The organism is Lactiplantibacillus garii (assembly GCF_003885105.1).
GTDB classification, from domain to species: Bacteria; Bacillota; Bacilli; order Lactobacillales; family Lactobacillaceae; genus Lactiplantibacillus; species Lactiplantibacillus garii.
Map to the genome: position 1 here is coordinate 1 of NZ_QWZQ01000059.1, position 12,334 is coordinate 12,334.

A 12,334-nucleotide genomic window follows, 5' to 3' on the forward strand; every position below is an offset into this window, starting at 1 on the left:
GGCCTTCACTGACCAGTTGAGCTAGCGCACCACGTTGAAAACGTGATAAAGTAGAAGTACCCAAAGTAATCACTCCTTATAGCTGGTTGGAATTAACTACTACCATTGTAAGAGATTGCTTTGGGCCCTTTTTTATTTTTGTTCGGATTAATTATAGAATTTGCCTTTTGCAATTCCATTTAAATTGTCTACAATGAAAGTAAGCTTTCTTAACATCGTTTATGGAAAGGATGACGCAATATGGCTCAAAAAGCTTCTGAACAATTAGTCGACGTCTTAATTGATTGGCATGTAAAACACGTTTATGGACTACCGGGGGATTCCATCGATACAACTGTCGATGCTTTACGCAAACAACAGGATCAGATCGGATTTGTCCAAGTCCGTCACGAAGAAGTTGCTTCCTTGGCAGCAGCGGCCGAGGCTAAGTTAACCGGTAAGCTTGGTGTCTGTCTTTCAATCGGTGGGCCAGGCGCAATTCATATGTTAAATGGCCTTTATGATGCCAAAATGGATCACGTGCCAGTACTGGCTTTACTTGGTCAGGTTGATACCCAGTTTTTAAATGAGGAATACTTCCAAGAAGTGAATACACCACAACTATTTGCGGACGTTGCGGTCTATAATAAACTAATTTCTGCCACTGACAATTTAGCTGAAATCGTTGATGAAGCCATTCGAACGGCTTATGAGAAACATGGAGTCGCAGTTTTAACCATTCCGGATAACCTTCCGGAACAAAGGGTCAGCGACCACTATATCAGTTCCGCTTCTTCTTTCCAATTGACATCACCACAAATGGATGACAATCGCCTTAATACAGCCGCTAAACTGATTTGCGATTCCAAAAAACCGCTTGCATTGGTTGGCTTGGGGGCAAAAAAAGCCGGCAGCCAGGTTGCGGCCTTCTTAGAGCAAAACCATATTCCGTTTATTTCAACGTTGCCCGCAAAGGGGATTATTGGCGATAGTCATCCTAATTCGCTGGGAAATGTTGGTAAGTTGGGGACAAAGCCGGCTTATGAAGCCATGCAAAATACCGATCTGCTTCTAATGTTCGGCACAAATTATCCCTATACCGCGTACTTGCCCAAACCAGGGACGGCCAAAAGCATCCAAATCAATACCAGTGCGTCAGCAATCGGAAAACGTTATCCGGCTGATGTTGGATTGGTAGCCGATATCAAAGACGTTATAAAGCAACTTAATTCTTCTGAAACAACGATACTCCATCCTGATGATGGTTTCTTAAAGGCCTGTCAGGAAAATGTTGCTAGCTGGAATCGTTGGATGACCGGCAAACGTGAACTCGATTCCAAGCCAGTTGCACCCGAAGCATTATTTAACGATATTAATGAAACGGCACCGCTTAATACAATTTATTCAATTGATGTTGGAACAGCCACCTCTTGGAGCGCCCGTTTCTTAAACGTATCACCAACACAAAAATTTATCTTGTCCTCTTACTTAGGGACAATGGGATGTGCATTACCGGGAGCGATTGCAGCAAAAATAAATTATCCCGATCGACCGGTTATCTCGGTTAATGGTGATGGTGCGTTTGCAATGGTCATGCAGGATTTCATTACGGCAGTTAAATACAAGTTACCATTAATTAATATCGTACTTAATAATTCAAAGCTGGCCTTTATTGAATACGAACAACAGGCCGCCGGCCAATTAAATTATCAAATCGACTTACAGGATATGGATTACGCCAAATTTGCCGATGCGGCTGGCGGTGTTGGCATTACTGCTAAAACTTCCGAAGAATTTAAGAACGCATTGAACAGAGCCTATCGGGTCCAGAATATGCCGGTACTGATCAATGCTTATGTCAGTGATGATGCACCTTTGCCGGGCAAGATTGTCGGTCAGGAAGCTAAAGGATACATGAAATTTGGCAGCCAATATCTTAAAGAAGAGAAAAAAATACCTGAACTACCACCACTAAAAGATATTTTGCGCCAATTTTTCTAAGCAAAACAAGTAGGCCACCGAATTCAAAGGAAAAAATCCCAATCACTATTTGAAGTGTCTTTAACAAAAGCCTTTCGGCACTAATAGATATATTGCATAGTGATTTGTTGGTGCTGAAGGGCTTTTTGGTCTAAAACTCAGGATTCACCTAGAATTTATTGATAAATGATACCTGAAAAAGTTAATTTGAAATCTTCGTTTTTGACAGTTTTAAGATAGCCGTGATAATCTTTAATTAATAGGTAGATTGTAAAATTAATCCGAACGCTGTTCGGACAAAAAAGATCAGCTTCCTTTAAAATGGTGTTTACCACAAACCCATTTTTTAGGAGCTGATCTTTTGTCTAGTATAACCTATTCTGAATGAATTAAAATTGAAACCTTTTGTGAACTAGGGCTGTCCAATATCCAAATGGGCGTTCGGCTGAACCGATCACCGTCAACAATTTATTATGAATTATCTCGATGTCAACCTTATCAGGCTGAATTAGCACAAACAGATGCCGAATACAAGCGATGACGATGTGGTCGGAAAACTAAGCTGAGCGATGAGTTAAAGCAAAAAATTCTCAACCATTTACGTCTAAGCTGGTCACCAGGAATGATTGCTCACGAATTTAAACTAGCGACTAAATCTATTTATAATTGGCTAAATCAGGGGAGAATTGGTTTCTCCTTGAATGATCTACCTGAACATGGCGTACGCCAACGGCGTAACCTTGACCAACGTTCTAAATATAATCAATCATTAGGGCGTTCAATTGAACAACGACCAATTGTGATTAACCAACGTAACCGCATCGGTGATTTTGAAATAGATACAGTGGTTGGACCTCGTGGACATAGCAAGGCTGCTTTATTAACGCTAATTGATCGCAAATCACGTTTTCTTTGGGCTTACCGATTAAAAGATCGGACAGCGGCGACTGTTAATGAAGCCCTAACTATGTTTCTAACAACTTTTAAGGGACCGGTACACACCTTTACTGTCGATCGTGGAACTGAGTTTAGCAATCTAGTGTCATTTGAACCACAATACGGTATTCATACCTATTACTGCCATGCTTACACGCCCGCTGAACGCGGCAGTAATGAACGATTCAATCGGAACTTACGTTATTCTTACCCTAAGGGGACTTGTTTTGAGCACATTAGTGCTCAAGATTTAACAACGACGTTACTCGAAATTAACCAGCGCCCCCTTAAAGTACTTAACTGGCAAACACCTTACCAAGTGATGCTGACTAATTTGTCAAAAAATTCGGATTAAATTTGCAATCTACCGATTAGTTAAAATTTCCGCATTTAGTTCAAAATAAGGTTCTGGCTTAAAGTTTTTGATTGCCTGGTCTCTTTGATAAACCATATACAAAGTTGGCGTCTGTACTCGACCAATCGAGTACACCCCGCGCACCCCGTTTTGTCTTAATAGCAAGGTGTATAAAGGGCTGCCATTCATTCCAATTAACCAATCGCTAATTTTGTGATTACAAGTGCATGCCCCCATCTTCATGCCGGTTTCGAGTTTGGTGTTGCCGCTGCTTTTTCGCCATTTCCCACTCAGTCTCTTTTAAACCTTGCGCCTGTCTTTGTCGTTGGTAATCTTCATCACGAGCATATAGAACAGTCATGATCGCGTCACTAAATGCCGTCTTTAAGTAGTATTTTGGACTAACTGGCTTATAATTTAACGGTTGATAATGCCCCATATTGGCTTTTCTATACTGGTCGTCCTTGGCTTGTTGCTCTTTTAACTGCTTTTGGATTTTCTCACTCTGACTGTTCTTAATCATCGGATCGGCTTTGCATTCACCCAAAAAGAGTTGTTTAGTGCCGTCATGCTTTAAAACCCGTTGTAAGTGATGATTCTCTAACTGATCTAAGCTAAGCTGTCCCGATAAATAAGCTAGTCCTTGTTGATGTTCCTGGGTAGTGAAAACCCTCGGTGGGTTTTCCTGCCACTGTGCGATTGTTTCAACCTTGCACGGCTTTAAAGCTGGATCATAGTACATCACGGCTGTATAGGCCTGTTCCTGTTTAATCATTGGTAGTTCATTAAAATTGCCATTAGGAAAGGCTCTTCTTAAAACTTCCTGGTATTGAGTTTGAATAACTTGCTTAACGGCCATGATTGTTCGCAAATCTTTGACTGCTCGAGTAATCTTTTGCTGCTCGGTTGGTGAATACTTTTCTAGTAAACCTTGATCAACCTTTTCTAGACTTTCTAAGCTATCATCATGAATCATCAGCGTATATTTAAGCTCGATTTTGACTTCCTTTTCTTGTTGCATTAATAACTTCCAGCCAACGTATGGCCGTTTGGTAAAGGTCAATAATTGTCGGTTCAGTAAATCATCACGGATATTCATTAAACGTTCGCTTAATTCACTGCCTTTAAAAATCGTTTGTTCACTATTAGTTTCTTTAATCAATTCCCGTCGTTCAGCCGCGGTTGTCTGTTCAAAATCAAGCTCTGGATAAAGTTTTTTAATCGTGCGATCAACCAATTTATTTAAGAGTTCATCTGCTTTTTTTAGTGAACTTTCTTGTTGGTTAATCATCAATAATTGCTTAGTGACATCTTCACCAATAGCGTGCTTAATTAAGGTACTGTTTTTCCAATTAAATAGCATGCGCCGCTTATCATCTAAACTCTCCAAACTGATATAAGTTTTCAGTTCATGGCTTAACTCTTTGACCACTTTTTTCTCGTTAAATGAGAAGTGTTTACTTAGGCTATCTAAGTGACCTCTATTAACTACTTTTTCCTGCATATTTTTATAGCCAGCTTTGGACTTACGATAGCTCTTAACTTGTTGATTAAATGCCTTTCTTTCATGCCGTTTACTATTGATTCCCTCGTGTTGGGTGGGTGTATCATCTATCCCCTGATCAATAAATGATTTTTCACTGATCCGATCCGGAATATTTTTTTGCTCTAAAACCTGATTAACACTAGCCGCCCAATTGTGACGCCATTCAATTATTTTTTCTTTCTTATCCCAATCAACCATCAGTATCTTTCTACTCTTAGGATACTTACTAGTTCCGGTATATGTCTTATTGCCATTCTCATCTAAAATATATTGCTTCTTGCTCTTAATTCCCCATGTTCCGTCTGGATTAAATGGCCGGTTAGTTAACATCACATGGGCGTGAGGGTTATCTGCGTGGTCGCGATGAATTGCTACATCAGCGACCATGCCTTGATCAACAAAATTTTCTTGCACGTATTTAATCAATAATTCTTTTTGTTCATCTGCACTTAACTCAACTGGTAAAGCGACGTTAAACTCTTTCGCATACCGCGAATTCGCTCGCCGATCTTTTCTTTCTACTTCGTTCCATAACTTCTCTCGATCACTCGCCCATGCTGGCGAATTTTTGGGGGTTAAAATAAAACTATCTGGCATGACCGACCGGGCATAAAAATAGTGTTGACCCTCTTTATCATCAAATAGTTTTTCACCGCTTCGATAAGCGGCACTGGCAATGGCACTGCGCCCTTTACCAGCACTAATATTACTAAAACTCATATGAAAGATTGCCATGTCAGTCACCGCCTTTCTTTGCTTTATGGGTTTGATTTTGTTGTCGCCAACGGCGACTTCTGATACAAACTTTTAGCACGACTTACCCCACAAGATTTTGGTGGGGTGTAAGTGCGCATTGACCTCGTTTCACTCGGTCTGCTGATTCCCTTAAATTTACTTTTAGTGTACGCCTGACGCTTCGCTTTTTCAACGCTTATATTGACTTTTATTAGTTTGAATGTTATTATTTCGATTAATTATATATAAGCTTGTAAGGAGGAATTAGTATGGCCCTGTTAACATTGGAAAAGCAAGAAGCTAATTAAAACAGCTTAATCAAAAGATCAAAGCTGAAAAAAGTAAAATTGAACAAAACCTTGGCAAGCAAATTATTAAAACAGCAAACTTAGATTATACCGATTTGTCTAACCAAAAAATTAAAGACCTTGCGCAAAAAATAGCAACGATTTTAAATCATGAACCAAATAACCAATTGTAACTAAGTGGTGATGATGATGGCTAATCAATACGAAAAATTGGTTGCACAAAAAGCTCGTTTAAAAGAGAAAATGGCTCGGGAAGATTTTAAATTACGGCAGTCTAAATACTATGAAAATCGTCAAGCCCGCAAAGCACGATCTCGGCGGCTAATTCAAAAAGGCGCTTTATTGGAAAAATACTTTCAAGCTGATAAGCTATCGGTCGAGCAAACCGAAGAGCTTTTAAAAATGTTTGCCGATTATGTCAATGCCCATAAACCGAGTAAATTCAAAAACGATCAACCTAAGAACTAGGTCGATCGTTTTCTTTTTCTGGATCATTCATTGGCTTTTTAAATTTTAAATCTGGATTATCTTTAACAAAGCTATTAAGTTTTTTTTGAACGGCTGTTTCAAAAGTGATTTTCGGATTGATCCAAGGATATTCACTCAATTTATTTTTAATAACCTGATTATGCTCTCTTCTGTAAACTGACACAAATTTTTGGCTATTATCGTAGATCACGACGTTATCAGCTTTGAAGGCAACGGCTGGCAAACTATGATTTGATTTACTATAACGTTTCTTAACGACTTCATCTGGTACACCATGCACACCTTTTTTGACCCGCTTATGAACACGATTAATTGCCATTTTTTCGCTTTTTAACGCCACATATAAAAGCTTAACCTCGAAACCATTTTTGTGGGCACGATCAATTAAATTCAATTGAGCCTTACCTTTTAAACCACAAAGTGTTTTACGTTGATGATTAGTTCTTGACGTTTTTCTAAGAGGTAAGTGTGTAAAGCGTTAAAGAGTTTACGTTTATCAGGATTATGCACCTCTTGCTCCCCAAATTTTTGAATATCAACTGCCCACGGGTCAGCCAACAAATGCTCTATCTTTTCGACTGCTTTGCTTGGTTTAGTCATTTTAAAAGCGCCTTTTATGTTTAGCTGCTTATCCGCTCTTACAATTAAAATGCCTGGTATAAGTTTAAATAAGCTTTTGTTTCCAAGCATAATTTCAAAGACATCTTAGCTTGTTTTACTCGTCATTGGTTATAAATTTTCCTGTCAGCAGTTTTCAATCAGTATTGGTAAATTTATGTATCAAACAACTAAAATCTCTTAGAAACGATTTTACAGCCTTTTATGACTAGTGGTATAACCAACTGTCGTCGGCTGGCTTTGAATTCGGAACAGCTTCGTTTAGTTAAACGGATAATGGCCGATGGAGGCTACATCGGAGAAAATTTTGCAGAGTTGGTTCAAAGCACAATTGGTGCTGAAATGATCATCGCTAAGCAAAGTGATTTGAAGCATGGACAAATAACCCCACAGCGGTGGGTGGTTGAACGATCCTTTAGTTGGTTGGATAAATGTCGGCGCCTATGGCGCAACTGCGAACGTTACCTACAAACTATTCGAATTATGGTAGCTTTAGCCTTCATCAGGCTTTTATTGAAAGACTATTAAAGATTAAAAACAGGTTCTTAGTCGCCGCTGCGAATGTAACCGAAGTTAACCAATTGGCCGCCCTGTTCGCATCACTTGATCAAAAATAATCACGACAATCCCAATACCAAAATATGCCACTGGAGCTGGCAGGCTCAAGTGACGTATTTTCGACTGGAACTAATTTAGCTATTTACAGCTACCAGTAGCCGATTACTTTTGTCCAAAGCAATCCGCCACCGAGCCAAATAATATTGAACATAATTCCAAAGATGGCGCTCAATTTCCACCAATCTTTGCTCTCAACATAACCGGTAGTTGAAAGCATTGCGGCCGGTCCCGCTGAATATGGTGTGGTCGAACAAAAAATCGACCCAGCCCAACCTAGCATCAGACCAGCCATTAATTTAGGGACGCCGGCACCGAGTGCAATCGACAAGAAACCCGCTAGTAATGCCGAAATTTGGGTAGTGATACTTGGAAACATGTAATGCAAATAGAAGTATGCCAAGAACAAGACAACTAACACCCAGACCCAGTTAATGCCGGTTAATAGACTGCCGAGCGTCTTTGAGAACCATGGGAAGAAGCCGAGGGTGGTCAATTTGGCGGACATTAACATGATAATAGATAGCCAAATCAGCAAACTCCAAGCCCCTTTTTTCGCCATCATGTCTTTCACGCTAATCACACCCGTAATGAGCAAAATTGCGACGGCAATAAAACCGACCATCGTCGCATCAATACCCAACTTCGTCCCGACTAACCAGAGCACTAACGCCAAGATAAAGACCACCGCCATGATTTTTTCAGCAATCGTCATTGGTCCCATCTCATCGAGTTTTTTCGTCGCCCAAGCATTCGCATGCGGAGTTGCTTTAACTTCTGGTGGATACAATTTAAATAAAACGAATGGCACTAATAATAGCAAAATGATTCCGGGAACAATCGCGGCGACAAACCATTGCAACCACGAAATCGTGACGCCTTGCGCATTAGCGATTCCGAGGGCAACCATGTTACCGGCAAGCCCTGTTAAAAACATCGTGGAAGTGACGATATTGACTTGATATTCATTGAAAACCAAGTATGACCCTAATTTACGTTGCGTCCCATTCTTCGGATCTGACCCCATTTCTTTGGATAATGAGTCAATAATGGGATACATAATGCCGTTAACACGGGCAATATTACTAGGAATGGCAATCGCCATCAGCGTTTCCACGGCGGATAATGAATAAGCTAACCCGAGGGTCTTTTTACCAAACGTGCGCACAAATAAATAAGCGATGCGCTTACCGAGGCCGGAATTAATAAAACCGGCGGACATGAACAAGCACATGGCCACTAACCAGGCCGTCGTATTCCCAAAAGCGGCCGTCACTTCTTGCGTCTTAAAAATCTTTAAGACCATTCCCAGTGTGACCGCAATTAACGTTGTCGCTGGCATGGGCAGTGGTTTCGTAATACAAGCCACAATCGTCGCCACAAAAATTGCAAATAAATACCAAGCTTCCGTGGTAATTGCCACTGGCCGGATGGGCGTGGCCGCCCAAATGAGTACGCCGAGAACTAACGGCCACAGAAAACCTTTATAATTCACTTTCGCTAACATCTACTCACCCCAATTTCTTTGCTTGCTTTAAAGCGTCTTTGACCGCATTGCGATAACCTTTGCTCGTCGCCGAAGCTCCGGAAATAACATCTACATCATACGTATTGGCTTTTAACATCGCGGCGCGCAATTTAGGCATCGCGGCACCCCCAATCGTCGGCGTTTCAGCGGCCTGCATGGTTTCGATATCGGTCATCTGGTCACCATCAACGGTCACTCGCACGGTAATCGGTAAATCACCCATCCCTTGATTAGCCACCCCAATATATTGGTTAGCAGCCGTTTCAAAGGTTGGCGTTGTCGCTTGCGCATCGGAACGTAGCGCTTCGCCGGCCAACGAAGGCGATGTCACCGCATCCAAATCAATCGCCGCAGATTTTGGTTTAGCCGCATTTAAACCGGCTAACCGACCGGAAATCAACAGGTCAGCGACCGAACTACCGCCGATATACTTCGTGGCAAAGGGATCGCCCAATTCACCGGCTTCATACAGGTGCGGAATCACGTTGCCGGCCAAATCAAGCACTTCGCACTGACCGTTGCGCCGGGCCCCACCATGGGTATGCAAAATATTATGCCGAATCGCAATCGCATAATAAGGGCCATCCCCAAATTGACGTATCGTTTCCGCCGGTCGGTCAGCCACGTAATCTCGACCTTGGGCGCTAAAGAAGTTAAAGTCCGCGACCGCTTGGGCTAACCGTGGGGCTTTGATTTTATCGGCCAAGTCCGCTAAGGTATCAGCTTTAACTGCATAACTAATCACTTGCTTAATTTGGTCGGCCTTTGGAGACGTATCTTGCTGTAACTGGTCGTATTCAGCTTGGTCCATGACAATGTGCGGATGATTCTGGTTAGGCAACATCACATAATCCCCATGATTATATTGAAAGCCATGCCGATCCTCACACTGTTCATTCAAGTAACGCGTCCCATCATCACCGGCAATAAAGACGCTCCCAGTGAATAATGATTTCCATTGAATCATATAAGCGAATTGTTCATGAGCGCGACCTTCATTCAATGAAAAGGCGTGGGAATCGAAGTTGGCCATATGCCACAAACGCGCGCCCGCTTCCACCGCTAAGTCAATCCCTTTACCTTGGTTATAGAGCGTCCCAATTGGTGCCAGCGCCCCTCGGCCAAGAAATGTTTGGACCATTTCGGGATTGTTTTCGTAGCCGCCAGAACTCATGACGACCCCATTTTTCGCGGCAATATTCCGTAATTGCCCTTGATGTTCAATCTGAACCCCTAAAATAGTTTTGGTTTGGGGGTCTTGAATCAAATGTTGGGCCGGTGAATCGTACCAAACATCGATTTTATCTAATTGATCATAGACGCCTTGTCGTAATAGCTTCCAAAAACTACCATCGTATAAAGTTGTCATACTTTGATGAATCATGGCATCAGCATGGTCGAATTCATAATATTCGGGCCGCTTATGCATCCCTGACTGATGCGCTTTTAAGCCAAAGTCCGCTTCCGCATAGGTGGTTAATTGCGTCAGTTCATATACAAAACTGTTTAAAGTCGCTTCATCGTGATCAAACGGCGCAAAGCTTTGCAAATAGTAATCCTTAGCTTTGTCAACATCGACGGCCGTGGCAAACGCCCCGGCGGCAAAGCGTGTATTCCCGCCTTCACTGCCTTCAGGCGCAGCATCAACGAGCAAAACTTTACGATCCTGCTTAGCCGCATACCGAGCAGCCGTCGCTCCAGCACCGCCAAACCCAATCACAACGACGTCATATTTGGCATCCCATTTTAAATCCGCTGAATAATTCATATGTATCCCTCTTCCATAAATTATTTCTCTTGTTAAGTCGTAATATAGTCCTTCTGAGCGTTCAGGACCAACTTATTTTTGAAAGCGATTAACCGCTTGACACCCGCGAATAATGCCGGTTTTCCGCGCTTGGTTGCACCTACTCATCAAAAAACTTATAATTGAAAAAGATTGACTTATAAATTTATTTTATAAGTAAAGTGAGGGAATTAAGATGAATGACCGGGACTTAACTTATTTTTGTAAATTAATTGAATTGGGTTCATATACTAAAACCGCCACCTTTTTTGAGGTGACGCAACCAACGATTTCAGCGGCTGTTAAACGGCTATCCAAGCAATATCATGACCCCCTCATCACGCAAAAGAACCGGAAAAGTAAATTAGAACTAACGGCGGCCGGAACCATTTTGTATCAAAAGGGTCAACGCGTGATCACCACGCTCGCGAGCCTGGATTACGACGTCCAACACGCCAACGATAAGAAGATACGCATTGCCTTTTCGGGCATTGCCGGTGGCTTTTATATGCCGGATATCGTGGTGCAATTTTACCAAGCAGGCATTGCCGGGATGCTCGACCCCACTTTTATTCGCTCATCTTCCGCCTTAAAAGCCTTGTCGGATGGCAAAGTCGATGTGGCCATTTATTCATGGAACATTCCATTCAATGACCCCCAATATTATTTACGGACTTTAGAGGTAACGGATTTCGTCTTGATCGTCAAAGCCGACGATCCTTTGGCCCAATTCGACAATATCAGAGTCGACGAATTACGCCATTTGAACTTCATCGCCCGTGACCGGCAATATTCCACCACCGAAGCCTTGTTTCAAACTTGTCATCAAGAAGACTTTCAACCAAATATCATTTACACTGCTAGCACGCTAGAGTTAATGATTAGTCTCGTTAAACGCGGCATGGGCGCGGCCTATATTTTAGAAAGTCGCGTTAAAGCCGTGTCCGGGATTGCCATCGTGCATATTCAAAAGTCCCAGCGCATGTACTCATATTCGCAATTAGCGATGCGCAAGAGCTTTATTCCGAATAAGTATCAACGTAAAGGTATTGATATTTTGCGACACTTTAAAAGCTGATTGGATTTCAATTTAGAAAGGATGACTCGCTTGACCAAAAAGACGAGTAGTTTGCCCCGTTTAAAAAATGCGTTTACCGCATTTTTACGAACCCAACCTTTAGAACAAATCACCGTCCAATCAATTGTTCGGAAGGCTGACGTCAATCGCTTAACGTTTTATCGCCACTTTTTGGACCGAGACGATTTTCTGAGAACGTGTTTGGATACTTTGACATTCGATTTGATTTTAGTTAAATTAGATCAAAAACAGGAGTTTTTAATCCATGAAAAGCTTTGCACACCATTATAGTAGCGACATCTCTCGTGAACAATTTGAACTAATCCGGACAGATCTAGAAGGCATACGTAAGCGGACTAAGCCAAGAAAGGTTGATTTATA

The 12,334-nt window shown here is 41.8% G+C and carries 8 protein-coding genes and 4 pseudogenes; 6 read left to right on the top strand and 6 right to left on the bottom strand.

What is annotated here, in order from left to right; genetic code table 11:
* Nucleotides 1–240: 240 nt before the first annotated feature.
* Entirely contained in the window at nucleotides 241–1,980 is a 1,740-nt protein-coding gene (locus D1831_RS12845; RefSeq protein ID WP_057717520.1) for a pyruvate oxidase, read from the top strand.
* Nucleotides 1,981–2,347: 367 nt separating this feature from the next.
* Nucleotides 2,348–3,250 (top strand): annotated as a pseudogene (locus D1831_RS12850) (IS30 family transposase).
* Between the two features lie 12 nt (nucleotides 3,251–3,262).
* Here D1831_RS12850 and D1831_RS12855 read toward each other — a convergent pair.
* Both D1831_RS12855 and mobQ read right to left on the bottom strand, forming a co-directional pair.
* Nucleotides 3,263–3,463, bottom strand: a pseudogene (locus D1831_RS12855) (DNA topoisomerase); the annotation flags it as partial.
* A gap of 4 nt (nucleotides 3,464–3,467) precedes the next feature.
* The gene (gene mobQ / locus D1831_RS12860; protein WP_121054820.1) at nucleotides 3,468–5,531 is read right to left on the bottom strand and encodes a MobQ family relaxase; all 2,064 of its coding nucleotides are present in this window, start codon (nucleotides 5,529–5,531) and stop codon (nucleotides 3,468–3,470) included.
* Between the two features lie 269 nt (nucleotides 5,532–5,800).
* Between mobQ and D1831_RS14950 the strand changes: the two are divergent.
* Together D1831_RS14950 and D1831_RS12870 are read left to right on the top strand one after the other, a co-directional pair.
* Nucleotides 5,801–6,012 (top strand): annotated as a pseudogene (locus D1831_RS14950) (hypothetical protein).
* A gap of 16 nt (nucleotides 6,013–6,028) precedes the next feature.
* On the top strand, nucleotides 6,029–6,307 hold the full coding sequence (locus D1831_RS12870; RefSeq protein WP_003645706.1) for a hypothetical protein: 279 nt from the start codon (nucleotides 6,029–6,031) through the stop codon (nucleotides 6,305–6,307).
* Here the strand turns inward: D1831_RS12870 and D1831_RS12875 are convergent.
* Both D1831_RS12875 and D1831_RS14685 read right to left on the bottom strand, forming a co-directional pair.
* Nucleotides 6,297–6,764: pseudogene (locus D1831_RS12875) on the bottom strand (zeta toxin family protein); the annotation flags it as partial. The gene D1831_RS12870 and the pseudogene D1831_RS12875 sit on opposite strands and share 11 nt — an antisense overlap.
* Nucleotides 6,737–6,928, bottom strand: a complete 192-nt coding sequence (locus tag D1831_RS14685; protein WP_003645704.1) for a hypothetical protein — start codon at nucleotides 6,926–6,928, stop codon at nucleotides 6,737–6,739. The gene D1831_RS14685 and the pseudogene D1831_RS12875, both read right to left, overlap by 28 nt.
* A gap of 222 nt (nucleotides 6,929–7,150) precedes the next feature.
* Between D1831_RS14685 and D1831_RS14955 the strand changes: the two genes are divergently transcribed.
* Nucleotides 7,151–7,474 (top strand): transposase, encoded by a 324-nt coding sequence (locus tag D1831_RS14955; protein ID WP_080031959.1) that lies wholly within the window; start codon nucleotides 7,151–7,153, stop codon nucleotides 7,472–7,474.
* 178 nt (nucleotides 7,475–7,652) lie between these two features.
* Here D1831_RS14955 and D1831_RS12890 read toward each other — a convergent pair whose 3' ends face one another.
* Both D1831_RS12890 and D1831_RS12895 read right to left on the bottom strand, forming a co-directional pair.
* On the bottom strand, nucleotides 7,653–9,068 hold the full coding sequence (locus D1831_RS12890) for a DASS family sodium-coupled anion symporter (RefSeq protein WP_125073278.1): 1,416 nt from the start codon (nucleotides 9,066–9,068) through the stop codon (nucleotides 7,653–7,655).
* 4 nt (nucleotides 9,069–9,072) lie between these two features.
* Complete coding sequence (locus tag D1831_RS12895; protein ID WP_003645700.1) at nucleotides 9,073–10,857, bottom strand: FAD-dependent oxidoreductase; 1,785 nt, start codon at nucleotides 10,855–10,857, stop codon at nucleotides 9,073–9,075.
* A 214-nt stretch (nucleotides 10,858–11,071) separates the two neighbouring features.
* On the opposite strand from D1831_RS12895, the gene D1831_RS12900 reads away from it, so the two are divergent.
* A complete protein-coding gene (locus D1831_RS12900) occupies nucleotides 11,072–11,953 on the top strand; it encodes a LysR family transcriptional regulator (RefSeq protein ID WP_003645699.1) in 882 nt (293 codons plus the stop codon).
* Nucleotides 11,954–12,334 lie beyond the last annotated feature (381 nt).

Excerpts from the sequence above, each read along its gene's own strand:
- D1831_RS12900 (WP_003645699.1), top strand. The coding sequence starts at position 11,072 with ATGAATGACCGGGACTTAACTTATTTTTGTAAATTAATTGAATTGGGT.
- D1831_RS12845 (WP_057717520.1), top strand. The coding sequence starts at position 241 with ATGGCTCAAAAAGCTTCTGAACAATTAGTCGACGTCTTAATTGATTGG.
- D1831_RS14955 (WP_080031959.1), top strand. The coding sequence starts at position 7,151 with ATGACTAGTGGTATAACCAACTGTCGTCGGCTGGCTTTGAATTCGGAA.
- D1831_RS12890 (WP_125073278.1), bottom strand. The coding sequence starts at position 9,068 with ATGTTAGCGAAAGTGAATTATAAAGGTTTTCTGTGGCCGTTAGTTCTC.
- D1831_RS12895 (WP_003645700.1), bottom strand. The coding sequence starts at position 10,857 with ATGAATTATTCAGCGGATTTAAAATGGGATGCCAAATATGACGTCGTT.
- mobQ (WP_121054820.1), bottom strand. The coding sequence starts at position 5,531 with ATGGCAATCTTTCATATGAGTTTTAGTAATATTAGTGCTGGTAAAGGG.
- D1831_RS14685 (WP_003645704.1), bottom strand. The coding sequence starts at position 6,928 with ATGACTAAACCAAGCAAAGCAGTCGAAAAGATAGAGCATTTGTTGGCT.
- D1831_RS12870 (WP_003645706.1), top strand. The coding sequence starts at position 6,029 with ATGGCTAATCAATACGAAAAATTGGTTGCACAAAAAGCTCGTTTAAAA.